15 protein-coding genes are annotated in these 14,699 nt (G+C 72.1%); 10 read left to right on the top strand and 5 right to left on the bottom strand.

The window, feature by feature from the left end; all coding sequences use genetic code 11:
* Window positions 1–11: 11 nt before the first annotated feature.
* From qcrC to qcrB, 3 genes are read left to right on the top strand one after another with little or no spacing between them, the layout of a single operon-like run.
* Complete coding sequence (gene qcrC, locus ACZ7OU_RS18200; protein ID WP_470255978.1) at window positions 12–830, top strand: cytochrome bc1 complex diheme cytochrome c subunit; 819 nt, start codon at window positions 12–14, stop codon at window positions 828–830.
* Window positions 827–1,993: a cytochrome bc1 complex Rieske iron-sulfur subunit gene (gene qcrA, locus ACZ7OU_RS18205; RefSeq protein ID WP_470238922.1), complete on the top strand. Its 1,167-nt coding sequence runs from the start codon at window positions 827–829 to the stop codon at window positions 1,991–1,993. Before qcrC ends, qcrA begins: the two co-directional genes overlap by 4 nt.
* Entirely contained in the window at window positions 1,990–3,669 is a 1,680-nt protein-coding gene (qcrB, locus tag ACZ7OU_RS18210; RefSeq protein ID WP_470255979.1) for a cytochrome bc1 complex cytochrome b subunit, read from the top strand. The genes qcrA and qcrB overlap by 4 nt, the downstream gene beginning before the upstream one ends.
* A gap of 52 nt (window positions 3,670–3,721) precedes the next feature.
* Here the strand turns inward: qcrB and ACZ7OU_RS18215 are convergent, their stop codons facing one another.
* Genes ACZ7OU_RS18215 through ACZ7OU_RS18225 form a run of 3 tightly spaced genes read right to left on the bottom strand, consistent with a single transcriptional unit; the run spans window position 3,722 to window position 4,970 of the window.
* Window positions 3,722–3,913, bottom strand: a complete 192-nt coding sequence (locus ACZ7OU_RS18215; RefSeq protein WP_470255980.1) for a YdeI/OmpD-associated family protein — start codon at window positions 3,911–3,913, stop codon at window positions 3,722–3,724.
* Window positions 3,910–4,191: an Lrp/AsnC family transcriptional regulator gene (locus ACZ7OU_RS18220; protein ID WP_155541919.1), complete on the bottom strand. Its 282-nt coding sequence runs from the start codon at window positions 4,189–4,191 to the stop codon at window positions 3,910–3,912. The genes ACZ7OU_RS18215 and ACZ7OU_RS18220 overlap by 4 nt, the downstream gene beginning before the upstream one ends.
* Window positions 4,192–4,232: 41 nt before the next feature.
* On the bottom strand, window positions 4,233–4,970 hold the full coding sequence (locus tag ACZ7OU_RS18225) for a maleylpyruvate isomerase family mycothiol-dependent enzyme (RefSeq protein ID WP_470255981.1): 738 nt from the start codon (window positions 4,968–4,970) through the stop codon (window positions 4,233–4,235).
* A 44-nt stretch (window positions 4,971–5,014) separates the two neighbouring features.
* Here ACZ7OU_RS18225 and ACZ7OU_RS18230 point away from each other — a divergent pair, with 44 nt between their 5' ends.
* Entirely contained in the window at window positions 5,015–5,920 is a 906-nt protein-coding gene (locus tag ACZ7OU_RS18230) for a MerR family transcriptional regulator (protein WP_470255982.1), read from the top strand.
* A gap of 157 nt (window positions 5,921–6,077) precedes the next feature.
* Here ACZ7OU_RS18230 and ACZ7OU_RS18235 read toward each other — a convergent pair whose 3' ends face one another.
* Window positions 6,078–7,781, bottom strand: a complete 1,704-nt coding sequence (locus ACZ7OU_RS18235; RefSeq protein ID WP_470255983.1) for a DEDD exonuclease domain-containing protein — start codon at window positions 7,779–7,781, stop codon at window positions 6,078–6,080.
* A gap of 127 nt (window positions 7,782–7,908) precedes the next feature.
* Between ACZ7OU_RS18235 and ACZ7OU_RS18240 the strand changes: the two genes are divergently transcribed.
* From ACZ7OU_RS18240 to ACZ7OU_RS18255, 4 genes are all read left to right on the top strand, one after another.
* Entirely contained in the window at window positions 7,909–9,330 is a 1,422-nt protein-coding gene (locus tag ACZ7OU_RS18240; RefSeq protein WP_470255984.1) for an NYN domain-containing protein, read from the top strand.
* An 80-nt stretch (window positions 9,331–9,410) separates the two neighbouring features.
* Entirely contained in the window at window positions 9,411–9,668 is a 258-nt protein-coding gene (locus ACZ7OU_RS18245; protein WP_470255985.1) for a hypothetical protein, read from the top strand.
* 427 nt (window positions 9,669–10,095) lie between these two features.
* Window positions 10,096–11,148 carry a C40 family peptidase gene (locus tag ACZ7OU_RS18250; RefSeq protein WP_470255986.1) on the top strand — a complete coding sequence of 351 codons (1,053 nt, stop codon included), beginning with the start codon at window positions 10,096–10,098 and terminating at the stop codon, window positions 11,146–11,148.
* A 71-nt stretch (window positions 11,149–11,219) separates the two neighbouring features.
* The gene (locus ACZ7OU_RS18255; protein WP_470238913.1) at window positions 11,220–12,377 is read left to right on the top strand and encodes a glycosyltransferase family 4 protein; all 1,158 of its coding nucleotides are present in this window, start codon (window positions 11,220–11,222) and stop codon (window positions 12,375–12,377) included.
* Here the strand turns inward: ACZ7OU_RS18255 and ACZ7OU_RS18260 are convergent.
* Window positions 12,374–12,997: a nucleoside/nucleotide kinase family protein gene (locus ACZ7OU_RS18260; RefSeq protein WP_470238912.1), complete on the bottom strand. Its 624-nt coding sequence runs from the start codon at window positions 12,995–12,997 to the stop codon at window positions 12,374–12,376. The two genes, ACZ7OU_RS18255 and ACZ7OU_RS18260, sit on opposite strands and share 4 nt — an antisense overlap.
* A gap of 76 nt (window positions 12,998–13,073) precedes the next feature.
* Here ACZ7OU_RS18260 and ACZ7OU_RS18265 point away from each other — a divergent pair, with 76 nt between their 5' ends.
* Together ACZ7OU_RS18265 and ACZ7OU_RS18270 are read left to right on the top strand one after the other, a co-directional pair.
* Window positions 13,074–13,475 (top strand): SRPBCC family protein, encoded by a 402-nt coding sequence (locus ACZ7OU_RS18265; RefSeq protein WP_470257618.1) that lies wholly within the window; start codon window positions 13,074–13,076, stop codon window positions 13,473–13,475.
* 22 nt (window positions 13,476–13,497) lie between these two features.
* A complete protein-coding gene (locus ACZ7OU_RS18270; RefSeq protein ID WP_470255987.1) occupies window positions 13,498–14,694 on the top strand; it encodes a cytochrome P450 family protein in 1,197 nt (398 codons plus the stop codon).
* Window positions 14,695–14,699: the final 5 nt, after the last annotated feature.

Genomic DNA, 14,699 nt, shown 5'->3' on the forward strand with positions numbered 1-14,699 from the left:
GTTGCCGCAAGATGACCACCAGCACCAAGTCCTCGGAGCGCCGCTACCGCGCGCGGTCGAAGCTGCGGAGGCGGTTCGCCGGCCTGCTCGCGCTCGGTATCGCGCTGGTGGGCGCCGGCGCTCTGTACGCCGTGTTCGCCCCCGAGCCGCAGACCGCGCAGGCCCAGGGCACCCCGGCGCAGCTGCGCCTCGGCGAGCAGGTCTACAACAACACCTGCATCGCGTGCCACGGCGCGAACCTCGAGGGCGTGCAGGACCGCGGGCCGAGCCTGATCGGCATCGGCGACGCCGCGGTGTACTTCCAGACTTCTTCGGGCCGCATGCCCGCCTCGCGCCAGGAGGCGCAGGTCGAGCGCAAGCCGCCGAAGCTGAGCGAGGCCGAGATCGACGCGGTCGGCGCCTACATCCAGGCGCACGGCGGCGGTGCCCAGCGTCCCGCCGAGAAGGGCGAGGCCCTGCGCGGCTCCGACCCGGCCCGCGGTGGCGAGCTGTTCCGCCTCAACTGCGCTTCGTGCCACAACTTCACCGGCCGCGGCGGCGCGCTGTCCGCCGGCAAGTACGCGCCGAACCTGGACCCGGCCAGCGAAGAGCAGATCTACACGGCCATGCTCACCGGGCCGCAGAACATGCCGAAGTTCTCCGACCGGCAGCTGTCGCCGGAGGAGAAGAAGGACATCGTCGCCTACGTGAAGTCGGTGTCCGACGGCAACAACAACCCGGGTGGTAACGGCCTCGGCGGGGTCGGCCCCGCATCCGAGGGCGTGATCGCCTTCATCGTCGGGATCGCCGCGCTGATCGGCGCGACGTTGTGGATTGGATCGAAGGCATGAGTGCCGAGGGGCCTAAGCCGCCGACGGAGGCGGAGCTGGCGGAGATGGACCGGGACCAGCTGGTCAAGCTGGGCGGCGCGCTCGACGGCGTCGAGCTCGTCGAGTACCCGACCCCGTGGCCCGTGGAGGGCACGCGGGCGGAGAAGCGGGCCGAGCGCCTGGTGGCGTTCTGGTTCGGACTGTCCGCACTGGCCGGGATCGGCTTCGTCGTCTCGCTCATCTGGTGGCCGTGGCAGTACGAGGCGCCGGACAACGAGAGCGGCCACTTCTGGTACAGCCTCTACACCCCGATGCTCGGTCTCACGCTCGGCCTGGCCATCCTCGGCCTCGGCATCGGCGTGATCCTGTACACGAAGAAGTTCGTGCCCGCCGAGGTCGCGGTGCAGGAGCGCCACGACGGCGACGGGAAGGGGTCGGCCGAGGTCGACCGCCAGACGATCCTCGCGCACCTGGCCGACGCCGGGAGCCGCAGCACCATCGCCCGCCGGTCGCTGGTCAAGCGCTCGGCGATCGCCGGTGCCGGCGCGCTGGGCCTCGCGGCCGCGGCGCTGCCGCTCGCGTCCTTCATCAAGGACCCGTGGAAGGACACCGACAACCGGGCGTCGCTCTGGCACACCGGCTGGCTGCCGAACTACCCCGGCGAGAAGGTCTACCTGCGCCGCGACACCGGCAAGCCCATCGAGGTCGAGCACGGCAAGGAGACCGAGGTTCCCCTGCTCAAGGCCGAGGACCTCGACGCCGGCGCGATGGAGACCGTGTTCCCGTTCCGCGAGTCCGAGCGGAACGACCAGGAGGCCCTGGCGGCCGCGCTGACCCGGATCGACAACCCGGTCATGCTCATCCGCCTGCGCCCGACCGACGCCGCCAAGGTGGTCAAGCGGGCCGGCCAGGAGGACTTCAACTTCGGCGACCTCTACGCGTACACGAAGATCTGCAGCCACGTCGGCTGCCCGACCTCCCTGTACGAGCAGCGGACCAACCGGATCCTGTGCCCGTGCCACCAGTCGCAGTTCGACGCCCTCCACTACGCCAAGCCGATTTTCGGCCCGGCGACCCGTCCGCTGGCCCAACTACCGATCACGGTGGACGAAGAGGGATACTTGATCGCGCGAGGCGACTTCATCGAGGCCATCGGTCCGGCCTTTTGGGAGCGTAAGTCATGAGTTCACTCACCACGCCGACCAAGGGGTCGAACCCGGTCGAGAAGGCTTTGGGCGAGGCCGCGGACAACGCGGACCAGCGGTACCACGCGGCCAAGGGCCTGCGGCACCAGCTCAACAAGGTGTTCCCGACCCACTGGTCGTTCCTGCTGGGCGAGATCGCGCTCTACAGCTTCATCATCCTGCTGCTCACCGGCGTGTACCTGACGCTGTTCTTCGACCCCTCCATGAAGGAGGTCGTCTACCAGGGCAGCTTCAAGAACATGCAGGGCCTGGAGATGTCGCGGGCCTTCGCGACCACGCTGGACCTGTCGTTCGACGTGCGCGGTGGCCTGTTCATGCGGCAGCTGCACCACTGGGCCGCGCTGATCTTCGTCGCGGCGATGGCCGTGCACATGCTGCGCATCTTCTTCACCGGCGCGTTCCGGCGCCCGCGTGAGGCCAACTGGGTGATCGGCGGCCTGCTGCTGATCCTGGGCTGCTTCGAGGGCTTCTTCGGCTACTCGCTGCCGGACGACCTGCTCTCCGGTACCGGTATCCGCGCGACGCTCTCGGGCATCGTGCTCTCGGTGCCGGTGATGGGCACCTGGATCCACTGGGCGCTGTTCGGCGGGGAGTTCCCCGGCGACCAGATCATCCCGCGCCTGTACACGCTGCACATCCTGCTGCTGCCGGGCATCATGCTCGCCCTGGTCGGGGCGCACCTGGCGCTGGTCTGGTACCAGAAGCACACGCAGTTCCCGGGCGTGCGCCGCAAGGAGACCAACGTCGTCGGCGTCCGGATCATGCCGTACTTCGCGCTCAAGGGCGGGGCGTTCTTCACCCTGGTCGTGGGTGTGCTGGCGCTGATGTCGGGCCTGTTCCAGATCAACCCGGTGTGGAACTTCGGCCCGTACAACCCGGCGCAGGTGTCGGCGGGCTCGCAGCCCGACTGGTACATGGCCTGGGCCGACGGCATGCTCCGGATCTGGCCGGCGTGGGAGGTCTACCTCGGGAACTACACGATCCCGGCGGTGTTCTTCCCCGGCGCGATCGGCATGCCGGTCCTGATCGGCCTGCTGCTGGCCTACCCGTTCCTCGAGCGGAGGCTGTCCAAGGACACCGCGCACCACAACCTGCTCCAGCGGCCCCGTGACGCACCGGTCCGCACGGCGCTGGGCGCGATGGCGCTGGGCTTCTTCATGGTCATCGAGCTGTCGGGCTTCAACGACATCATCGCGGACAGCTTCGACATCTCCCTGAACGCGACGACGTGGGCGGGCCGCATCGGCGTGCTCATCGTGCCGCCGGTGGCCTACTACCTGACCTACCGGCTCTGCCTGGGCCTGCAGCGGGCCGACCGCGAGGTGCTGGAGCACGGCGTCGAGACGGGCATCATCAAGCGGCTGCCGCACGGTGAGTTCATCGAGATCCACCAGCCGCTCGGTGGCGTCGACAGCCACGGCCACGCGATCCCGCTCGAGTACCAGGGCGCCTCGGTGCCGAAGAAGATGAACAAGCTGGGCTCGGCCGGTCAGGCCGTCCCGGGCACGTTCTGGTCGCCGGACCCGGCCGAGGAGACCGTCGCGCTGCAGCGGGCCCACGGCAACGGGCACGGCAACGGCAACGGGCATTCCGTCACCCAGGGCGAGCACGGCGAGATCGAGAGCGTCGAGACCGCCAAGGGCTCGGACCACTAGTTCTCCGCACACGACGAAGGCCACCTCCCGCGGGAGGTGGCCTTCGTCGTTGTCAGGCTTTGTCGCCACCGCGAAGCCGTGCGACGGTCTTCTGGGCCCGTGAGACGCGTGTCTCGGGCTTCTTGGCCTCCGCCACCCACTGGACGTATTCGCGCCGGTGTGAGGGCGGCAGGGCCTCGAACGCGGCCTTCGCGTCCGGCGCCCCGGCCAGGGCGTCGGTCAGCTCTTCGGGGAGGTCGCTCAATCTTCGGCGCCGATCGCGAAGGCCTGCTCGGTGTCGGCGCGGGAGTACGACCGGAACGCGATGTGCGTGACGGTGTCGAGCACCCCCGGCACCTTCCCGATCCGGCCGGGGATGAGGTCGGCCAGCTCCTCGTGCGCGGACACCTGGACGGTGGCGATGAGGTCGACGTCCCCGGCGCACGAGTAGACCTCGCCGACGCCGTCGATGTCGGCGATCGCCTGCGCCGCGTCCGGGATCGCGTCCGCCTCAACCTGGATCAACACGATCGCGGTGATCACCTGGGTCCTCCAAGACTCGTCTGCGGGGGTCGCCCGCGATCCTAGGCCGCGCTGTGCGCCAGCCAATGGTCAGCCAGCGCGCGGTCACCGGTGATGGTGACGTCTGCGGCGGGCCGGCGCCGGGTGAGGACGAGCAGCAGGTCCTGGACGGGGCCGGCGAGGGTGACGTCCGCGGCGGCCGTCTCCCGGGTCCACCGGACGCCGCCGGGTTCGCGGGTGACCAGCCAGCCCGGGTCCTGTCCGGGCCGGAGCTGGAGGGTCTGGCCGGTGCCGCACAGCTCGGCGAAGTCCGGCCGGAGGCTCGCGGTGACCGGGTTGGACAGCATCTCCAGCCACTCGCTGATCGCGTCGGCCGCGAGGTCAGGGGCGATTTCGACGGTCTTTCCGGTGGCGAGTGCGGCGTCAGCGTGGTGGATCGTCGTGTCGTGGAGCATCCGGCGCAGCCAGAACCGCGCCGGTTGCGGGCCGAAGAACGTCCAGACCGGCGTCTCACCCGCGTCGAGGACCGTCTTGGCGAGGTCGTCGGCGCCCTGGCGGAGCCAGTCGGCCCAGGCCGCGGGGGTGCCGGGGTCGGCGTCGACCGGGTCGGGGACCGGCGACGGCCCGGACCGGACGATGTCGGCGGACCAGCGGTGGGCCTGGCCGATGTGGCCGACGAGCACCCGCAGCGGCCAGTCCGGGCAGGTCGGGACGCGGGCGTCGGGGTCGGCGCCGGTGACGGTCTCCGCGAACGCGGCGGTGCGGGCGTGCAGTGCCTCGGCGAGGCTGGGGGTGTCCATGGCCGTACCGTAGGAATTCCACCCGGCTGGAGGTTCGACCGAAGGTGACCGAAGACACACTCGGGATCGGCGACCTCGCCCGGCGGACGGGGGTGCCCGTCCGCACGATCCGCTTCTACTGCGACGAGGGGCTGCTGGAGCCCGCCCGCAGCGTCGGCGGCCACCGCCGGTTCGACCGGGCGACGGTCGAGCGCCTGAACCTGGTCCGGCGGTTGCGCGGGCTCGGCCTGGGGCTCCGGTCGATCACCGACGTCCTGACCGGCGCCCGGTCGCTGGACGAAGCGGTGGCATGCGAGCGTGCGGCACTGGACCGTGAGGTGGCGACGCTGGCGTGGCGGCGTTCGGTGCTGCGCGCGGTGGAGGAGTCGGCACCGGCCGACCGCGCGGCCCGCCTGGAGCTGCTGACGGCGGTACGGGACGGGTTCGCGGCGCACGAGGCGCTGGTCCGCTTGTGGCACCCGATGACGACGGGCCCGATCCCCCCGGACACGGCACGCATGTTCCTGGACATCAGCGCCCCGCGGCCGCCGGAGCAGCCGTCGACGGGACAGGTGGTGGCGTACGCGTCCCTGGTGGTGCTGGCGGCGGACCGGACGCTGGCCGCCCACGTCCGGGCGAGCACGCTGACCGGCCACGAGCGGGTGACGGATCTGGGTGCGTTGCACGCTTCGGTGGCGGAGGCGTGCTCGCTGGCGTTCGCGTCGGTGGCTTCGGGCGCGGCGCCGGAGCCGGGGGAGGCTTTGGACCGCTTCGTGGCGGCGCACGCGGCGGCGGTGGGGGCGGGGGACACGCCTTCGTTCCGCCGGGCGTTGAACCTCCGCACGGCGCCTGATCGGGATGCGCGGGTGCGGCGGTATTGGCAGCTGGCGGGGGAGGTCACGGGGGAGCCCGCGCCGATGGGGGTCACGCACACGTGGCTGCTGGACGCCCTGGACGGCTCGGTGGCCTGAGCGCGGTCGGTTCGTTTCGGCGGGCCTGGCGCTCGGTTTCGCGTGGGTCGGGCTCGGCTCTTGCCTGGACCGCCAGGGTGCCCTTCAGCCCGCCGAAGCCGACCGGCGACCCTCAGCCACAGGGCGGAGCCGGCCCCTCGCGCCGAGCCGGTTCTCCTCAGCCCACGTGCTCCAGGGAATGTGCCGTCGAGACCAGGTCCAGCCAGCCCAGCCACCCGGCCACCGCGGCCGGCTCTGCCCACGGCCTCGTCGTCCGCACCAGCCGGACCCCCGGCCGGGCCAGCCAGCGCAGCAGCACCCCCACCTCCTCCGGTGGTGCTCCGCTCAACGGCCCCGGGTCGGGGAGCACCGTCTCCGCCGAGGCGACCAGTGCCTCCACCACCGGCATCGGTGGCACCCCGCGCCGGGCCACTCCCGCCGAGGCCAGGCGGCCGTAGCGGATCACCGACAGCTCCCAGCCTCCGTTGCCGTCCGGGGCCGCCGCGATCAGCTCCGCTATCGACGCCAGCGCCGTCTGGCGGTGGGCCCTTCCCAGTGCTCGGATCAGGCCCGCCAGCTCGTCGCGGTGGCGGGCCGCCTGCTCGTAGTGCCTGCCCTCCGCCAGCCGCTCCACCTGGGCCGCCGCCACGTGCAGGGGACGGCCGTCCAGGCCCGCGATCAGCCCCGACACCGACTCCACCGCCGGGACGTACGCCTCCACGCTCTGCCGTCCCGCGCACGGCGCTCCGCAGCGTCCCAGCTCCGCCAGTACGCACGGGGTTCCGTTCGCCGTCCGGGGCGAGATCCGCTGGGTGCACGTCCGCAGCCCCGACGCCCCGGCCAGCGTGTCCGCCGTCGCCTTCGCGTCCGCCTGGTTGCGGAACGGGCCCAGCACCCCCGGCCGCGGCAGCCGGACCACCGACAGCCGCGGGAACGCCTCCTCCGTCAGCCCGACCCACCAGCCCTGGTGCCGGTTCTTCGACCGCCGGTTGTACGCGGGCCGGTGTGCCGCGATCAGCCGCAGCTCGCGCACCTCCGCCTCCAGCGCGTGCGAGCACACCACGTGGTCGACGCGCTCGGCCAGCGCGACCATTTCGCGGATCCGGCTCCGGTTCTCCGAGCCGGTGAAGTACGTCCGCACGCGCCGCCGGAGGTCCTTCGCCGTGCCGACGTACAGGACCTCCTCCTTCGGCCCCCGGAAGAGGTAGACGCCCGGCGCCGACGGCAGGTCCGCCGCCAGGTGCCGCTTCGCCCGCTGCGCCACCGTGACCTCGGGCAGGTACCCCATCAGCTCCTCGAGCGAATGGACGCCCAGGTTGCCGACGCGCTCCAGCAGCCCGTGCAGCACGTCGACCGTCGCGCGCGCGTCGTCGAGCGCCCGGTGCGTCGGCCGGGTCCGCGCGCCGAACAGCATGGCCAGCGCCGTCAGGTTGTACCGGCCCACCTCGTCGCGCGGCACCACCCGCCGGGCCAGCCGGACCGTGCAGACGACCGTCAGCTTCGGCCAGACGTACCCGTGGCCTTCGCAGGCCGCCCGCATGTGGGACGTGTCGAACCCCGAGTTGTGCGCCACCAGCACCGAGCCGCCGATGAACTCCAGGAACGCCGGCAGCACCTCCTCGATCGGCGGGGCGTCGTAGACCATCGCCTGCGTGATGCCCGTCAGCGACACGATCTGCGGCGGGATCGCCATCCCGGGGTTCACCAGCGTCGCGAACTCGCCCAGCACCTCGCCCGAGCGGACCTTCACCGCGCCGATCTCGGTGATCCCCGACGGCCCCGGCGCGGCCCCGGTCGTCTCGAGGTCGAACACCACGAAAGTCGTGTCCCGCAAGGGAGTTCCGAGCTCGTCGAACGCGAGCTGGGCCTGGATCGAACTCATGTGCGGGACCTTAGAGGCGACCACCGACAATTTCGGGAGCGTCCCGAAGGGCACTGTCGGTTTCCGACCGTGCCCGGTCCGTGTGCCGCGCGGCGCGTGATGGGGGGCCGGGGCCTACCCTGGACCAATGCACCCGCAGCCGCTCGTGCCGGAGCAGCCCGAGGACCCCGCCGGTCCCTCGGGTGTCGCGTCGCGGCCGGAGCAGGTCGAGGGCCGGGCCGACGACCCGGCCGAGGGGTCCGCCGACCAGGACGAGCGGCCCGATCCGGCCACCTGGCCGGCGCTGCCGGAGCCCGTCCGCGACCGGATCGCCGAGCTCTCGGCGGCCGCCGTCGCGAAGCTCCCGGCCACGGATGTGCCCCGCCACCTGCGGCCCGTCGCCAAGTTCGCCCCGGCCAAGCGGGCCAAGCTCGGCGGTGCCGCCCTGCTCGCCGCGCTCGGCGAGTCGGCCCAGTTCCGGACCGCTGTCATCGAATGGCTGCGCGAGCACCGCACCGACGCGCTCGACCCCAACGCCGCCGACTCGGTCGCCGCGGCGGCCGCCGCCGTGCTGCTCGGTGAGTCCGGTGCCGCCGGGCGTGTCCGGCTCGTCGCCAAGAACGCCGAGGAAAACGCTCTGCGCGCCGAACGCGACGCCGCGCTGGCCCGCAGCCAGCGCCTCGAAGCCGAGCTCATGCAAGTGCGCGTCGAGCTCGCCGAGGCCAAGAAGGCCGCCGAAAGCGTGCGAGGCGAGCGCGAGGGCGAAGTCGAGAAGCTCTTGAAGCGCCTTCGCGAGCAAGGCGTCCAGCTCCGTCAGGCCAGGGACGCGGTCGAAGCGGCGTCGGCGGAGACGGCGCGCGGGTCCGCCGCCCGCGTCGAGGAGATCGCCGCCCTGACCGCCCAGCTCGGGCGCGAACGCCAGCGCGTCGCCACCGAACGCGCCCGCGCCGAACGCGCGGTGGGTGACGCCGAAATCGCCCGCCAGTCCGCCCGCGAGGCCCGGGAGGCCGACGAAGTGCGGCTGGCGCTGCTCATCGACACCATCGACGGCGCCGTCACCGGCCTGCGTCGCGAGCTCGCCCTCGGCGCCCGCGGCGCGCGGCCCGCAGACATGGTCCGCGGCGCCAGCACCGGCTCCGGCCAGGGCGGCAAGATCGCCGACGTGTCCACGTTGGACCGCTACCTGGCGCTGCCGAACGTGCATCTGATCGTCGACGGCTACAACGTCACCAAGACCGGCTATCCCGAGCTCGCGCTGGCCGACCAGCGCGACCGGCTGATCCACCAGCTGTCCGCGCTGGCGGCGCGCACCTCGGCCGAGGTGACGGTCGTGTTCGACGGCGCGGGCGTGCTGTCGGTCCCGGCTTCGGTGCCCCGCGGGGTGCGGGTGCTGTTCTCCGACCGCGGGGTGCTCGCCGACGACGTGATCCGCAACCTGGTCGCGGCCGAGCCCGCGGGCCGGCCCATGGTCGTGGCGACGTCCGACCGCGCGGTGGCGGACTCCGTGCGGGGCGGCGGGGCACACCCGACGCCGTCCGCGGTGCTGGTCAGCCGCCTCTCGCGGGTCTGACCGACGGAAATTGTCGGTGGTGTCGCCTACCGTCCTCCTCAGCAAGTCCCGGTAGTCAGTCCCGGCGTGAGGAGGAGCACATGAACGACAACCCCGAGCTGTCCGAAGTGGACGTCTCGCACATTTCGGTTGCGGACATCGAAACCGTGGTGGTCGACTGCGACCGCTGTGTCGTCCGCGGCATTTCCTGCCACGACTGCGTCGTCAGCGTCCTGCTGGGCGCGCCACCCGCCGTCGTGTGGGACGCCGACGAGCGGCGGGCCCTCGACGCGTTCGCCGACGCGGGGATGATGCCCCGGCTGCGGCTGGTCGAAGGACCGCTCCCGCACACGGCCTGACGGGCCCGTTTCGTGTCGGCGCGCCGAGTGGTCGATCGGGTCAGGTGAACGGTAGGTAGCCGAATCGAGGTCGGAAGAAACCCCAGCGTGTAACGCCCATCACAACTTTTCTTCGATGCTGGTCCGATGGTGTTTAGCGGCACTACGGAGAGTTTTTGCCCCCCGGGTGGTGGACGCGGTGGCGGTCTTTTCGTAACCTGTCCGAGATCTCGTGGCCCCTGGCCGTCGATAAGGGCGGCGACACGGGATCGCCGCCGGACGCAGCTTTGTCGGGAAGCTGGGAACCGGAACCACCACCGCGTGCTGAAGTTGTTGCAGCAGAAGACGGCTCGCACGCGGTGTGGGACAGCGGCGAAGAGGAACCCCCCGACCTCTTCGTGCCCCGGTCCCCGTCGGCGGCCGAGACGCAAAGGAGACCCGCGCGACCGTGCAGTCGCATTCCCTCAGGCGCGTGGTTTCAGGTGCCCTCGCCGCGGCTTCGGTGATCACCCTCGTCACCGTGGCGCAGCCGTCGGCCACCGCCGCCCCCATCCCCGTCCTCCAGGCTCCCCCCACCGGTTCGGACGCCCTCGCCAAGTACCGCGACCTCGCGGCCCAGGCCGAGAAGCTCAACGAAGACCTGCTCAAGGCCCAGGACGACCTGAAGGCCAAGCAGGGTGAGCTCGACAAGGCCACCGCGGATGTCAACGCGGCGAAGGACCAGGCCGCTTCGGCGACCGAGAACCAGAAGAAGTACCAGACCCAGGTCGACAAGTTCGCCGGCGCGTCGTTCACCAGCGGCGTCCAGCTGAACAAGCTGTCGGCACTGCTGGCCGGGACGTCCACTCAGGACTTCCTCGACCGCTCCTCGGCGCTGGAAGTCATCGCGACCGAGAAGAACGGCGCGATGGGCAACCTCACCGGCGCCGTCCAGCAGGCCACCGATGCCACGAACAAGGCTTCCGACGCGGCGAAGCGTGCGACAGACGCGCGTGACGCGGCGGCGAAGCTGACCGATGACATCCGGGGCAAGCAGAAGTCCCTGAACGACCAGATCGACCAGCTCAAGGCGGCCAACAAGAGCCTGAGCGCGGTCGACAAGGCCGCCCAGGGCGACAAGGGCGGCTCGCCCACCGGACTCAAGGCGCCCACCGCGGCCGCCCAGACCGCGCTGGACGCGGCGCTGGGCAAGCGGGGCAGCGCGTACGTCTGGGGCGCCACCGGGCCGAGCACGTTCGACTGCTCCGGCCTGATGCTGTGGGCCTACAAGCAGGCCGGCATCACGCTGCCGCGGTCGAGCCGCGAGCAGTCCACCTTCGGCGCCGCGGTGCCGAGGGACCAGCTCCAGCCGGGCGACCTCGTGTTCTACTACTCGCCCGTTTCGCACGTCGGCATGTACATCGGCGACGGCAAGATGGTCCACGCGCCCGACACCGGTGACGTCGTGAAGATCTCGCCGCTGCAGAGCCAGTACGCGGGAGCGCGACGCCCGACGTCGTGACCCCGGGCAGCTCGTGAAGGGGCGGTACCGCACACGCGGTGCCGCCCCTTCGTCGCGCTAGCCTCTGGGACGTGCTCAAGACCCTGCTCGTGACCAACGACTTCCCGCCCCGGCCCGGGGGGATCCAGAACTACCTGAACTCCCTCGCCACCCGGCTGCCGGCGGACGACCTGGTCGTCTACGCGCCGTCGTGGGAGTCGCGGACGGGGTCGCACGAGGAGTTCGACGCGGAGGCGCCGTTCGAGGTCGTCCGGCACCCGACGTCGCTGATGCTGCCGACGCCGGACGTCCTTCGCCGCGCGAAGCAGATCATGCGGGCGCGGGACTGCGAAGCCGTCTGGTTCGGTGCCGCCGCGCCGCTCGCGCTGCTGGGGCATTCGCTGCGCCAGGCCGGCGCGCGCCGCATCGTGGCGTCCACGCACGGCCACGAGGTCGGCTGGTCCATGCTGCCGGGCTCGCGGCAGGCCCTGCGGCGCATCGGCGACACCGCCGACGTCGTCACCTACGTCAGCCGCTACACCCGCGGCCGGTTCGCCGCCGCCTTCGGCGCGATGGCCGGGCTGGAGCTGCTGCCGTCCGGAGTGGACACCGAGCTGTACAAACCGGACCCCGCGGGCCGCGCGGAAATCCGGGCGCGGCACGGCCTGGCCGACCGCCCGACGATCGTCTGCGTGTCCCGGCTCGTCCCGCGCAAGGGCCAGGACCAGCTGATCCGCGCGCTGCCGAAGATCCGCGAGCGCGTGCCGGACGCGGCGCTGCTGATCGTCGGCGGCGGCCCGTACCGCAAGACGCTGACCGGGCTCGTCGCCGAACTGGGCCTCGGGCGCGACGTCGTGCTCACCGGGTCCGTGCCGTGGGCCGAGCTGCCCGCGCACTACGCCGCCGGCGACGTCTTCGCCATGCCGGCCCGCACCCGCGGGAAGGGCCTCGACGTCGAAGGGCTCGGCATCGTCTACCTGGAGGCCTCGGCGACCGGCCTGCCGGTGGTCGCGGGCAACTCCGGCGGCGCGCCCGAGACGGTGCTCGACGAGGTCACCGGGCACGTCGTCGAGGGCCGGGACGCCGGCCAGCTGGCCGACACCCTGTCCAGCCTGCTCGCGGACCCCGTGCGGGCCCGCCGGATGGGCCAGGCCGGGCGGGCCTGGGTGACCGAGAACTGGCGCTGGGACGCCATGGCCGGGCGGCTGTCCGGGCTGCTGGACGGCGATCCCGTCTCCGTCGTCCGCTAAGGCGTGCGCAGGGCCGGGTGCCGCGGGTCGTCGACGCGCACGACGACGTCGGCGAGCGAGCCCGGATCGACTTCTTCTTCGTACCGCTCGTAGGCCGGGACCGCCCAGGCGTCCGGCACGCGGCGGCGCAGGGCGGCGGGGGAGAGCCACAGGTGCACGGCCAGGTCGAAGGCCAGGCCGGCACCCAGCAGCAGTTCGCCGTCGAGGAGCACGACCCCGCCTTCGGGGACCGGCACGCGCTCGGCGCGGGTCGCGCGGTCGCGCTCGGCGTCCCACAGCGACGGCAGGACCTCGCCGGACCCGGTTTCCCCCAGCGGGTCGAGGACTTCGCGGCGGAGGGCGCCGAGGTCGAGCCAGCCGGTGTAGCGCGCGTCGGGGTTGGTGCGGCCGTGCTCGAAGCGCAGGGACGCGGGCCGCAGGAAGTCGTGCGCCGAGACGCGCAGGGCCGCGCGGCCGCGCAGGCGCAGCGGGCCGGCCAGGGCATCGGCGAGTTCTGTGGTTTCCGTCGCACCCGCCGCGCCGTCGACGGCGACCGCGATCCGTCGGCGCCCGGTGAGCGCGTCGATGCGTTCGGTCAGTTCTTCGGCCAGCACGGCGGGGGAAATCGGGCGGTAGCGCACAGGTGACGATCCTGCACCCGGGCCGGGGCCGGGTTTTGTCGTACCCCGGTGGGAGGATGGGGACATGACTTCTTCAATGGGGAAGACGGCCGATGTGGGGTGGAACATCGGGGTTTCCCGGACCTTGCCGTACGCGGCGGAAACGGTGTGGGACTTCCTGGTCAGCCGCGAAGGCGTCGCCATCTGGCTCGGCCCCGGGGTCGAGCTGCCCCGGGTGAAGGGCGCGGAGTACGAGACGGTGAACGGCACGGTCGGGGAGATCCGCGCCTACGTCGAAAACGACCGGGTGCGGCTGACGTGGCGGCCGAGCGACTGGGACCACGACTCGACGGTCCAGGTCCGCCTGAGCGGCTCGGGCGCCAAGACCACGCTGCGGTTCCACCAGGAATGGCTTTCGGGCGCGGAGGAACGCGAGGAACAGCGGGCATACTGGCAGGACGTGACCGAGCGCGTGGTGGCGGCACTCGCCGAGCGCTGAGGCTGACTGCATGGGGGCGGGTATGACTCTGGAAGTGGCCGAAGACTTCGCGCAGGACGCGCACCTGTTCGCGGCGATGCTGCGGGCGGGCGGGCCGGTGCGCCGGGTCCGGATGCCGCGTGGGCTGGACTGCTTCGTCGTCACGGATTTCGCACTGGCACGGGCTCTGCTGGCGGATTCCCGGCTGCACAAGGACAACCGGCGCGCGTACGAGCTGTTCGAGGCGAAGCTCCCGGCCGGGGCGACGAACCAGGGCGGCTTCGGCGAAGCGCTCGGGCGCCACATGCTCAACACCGACCCGCCGGACCACTCGCGGCTGCGCAAACTGGTCAACAAGGCGTTCACCGGGCGGACGGTGGCCCGGCTGCGGCCGCGGATCGAAGAGATCACCACCGAGCTGCTCGACGCGCTGGCCGGGCAGGAGCGCGTCGACCTGCTGCCGGCGTTCGCCGCGCCGCTGCCCATCACGGTGATCTGCGAGCTGCTGGGCGTCGCGCCGGAGGACCGCAACGAGTTCTCGGCCTGGTCGAAGACGCTGCTGAGCTCGTCGACGCCGGAAGACGCGCAGCACGCGGCGCAGAGCATGCTCACCTACCTCACCGGCCTGGTCGAGCAGAAGCGCGCCGAGCCGGCCGAAGACCTGCTGTCGGACCTGGTCCACGCGAGCGACGACGGCGACTCGCTGTCGCAGGACGAGCTCATCGCGATGGCGTTCCTGCTGCTGGTCGCCGGCCACGAGACCACGGTCAACCTGATCGCCAACAGCGTCCTGGCGCTGCTGCGGGAGCCGGAGCAGCTGGCGCTGCTGCGCGCCGACCCGTCGCTGATGCCGGGCGCGGTCGAGGAGTTCCTGCGCTTCGACGGCCCGATCCACCTGGCCACGCTGCGGTTCACCGACGAGGCGGTCGAGGCGGGCGAGGTGACGATCCCGGCGGGCGAGTTCGTGCTGATCTCGCTGCTGGGCGCGAACCGCGACGACGAGCGGTTCCCGGACGCGGACCGTCTCGACGTCACGCGGGCGGCGGGCGGGCATCTGGCCTTCGGGCACGGCATCCACTACTGCGTGGGCGCGCCGCTGGCCCGCCTGGAGGCCGAGATCGCCCTGGCCGGCCTGCTGGCGCGGTTCCCGGACCTCGCGCTGGACGCGAAGCCGGACGAGCTGGTCTACCGGTACAGCTCGCTGGTGCACGGCCTGGAGGCCCTGCCCGTCCGCTTGTGACGCGT

Source organism: Amycolatopsis sp. NPDC114505 (genome assembly GCF_055633615.1).

Coding starts and splice junctions, on each gene's coding strand:
- ACZ7OU_RS18240 (WP_470255984.1), top strand. CDS start 7,909: ATGCACCCGCAGCCGCTCGTGCCGGAGCAGCCCGAGGACCCCGCCGGT.
- ACZ7OU_RS18270 (WP_470255987.1), top strand. CDS start 13,498: ATGACTCTGGAAGTGGCCGAAGACTTCGCGCAGGACGCGCACCTGTTC.
- qcrA (WP_470238922.1), top strand. CDS start 827: ATGAGTGCCGAGGGGCCTAAGCCGCCGACGGAGGCGGAGCTGGCGGAG.
- qcrB (WP_470255979.1), top strand. CDS start 1,990: ATGAGTTCACTCACCACGCCGACCAAGGGGTCGAACCCGGTCGAGAAG.
- ACZ7OU_RS18235 (WP_470255983.1), bottom strand. CDS start 7,781: ATGAGTTCGATCCAGGCCCAGCTCGCGTTCGACGAGCTCGGAACTCCC.
- qcrC (WP_470255978.1), top strand. CDS start 12: ATGACCACCAGCACCAAGTCCTCGGAGCGCCGCTACCGCGCGCGGTCG.
- ACZ7OU_RS18245 (WP_470255985.1), top strand. CDS start 9,411: ATGAACGACAACCCCGAGCTGTCCGAAGTGGACGTCTCGCACATTTCG.
- ACZ7OU_RS18265 (WP_470257618.1), top strand. CDS start 13,074: ATGGGGAAGACGGCCGATGTGGGGTGGAACATCGGGGTTTCCCGGACC.
- ACZ7OU_RS18225 (WP_470255981.1), bottom strand. CDS start 4,970: ATGGACACCCCCAGCCTCGCCGAGGCACTGCACGCCCGCACCGCCGCG.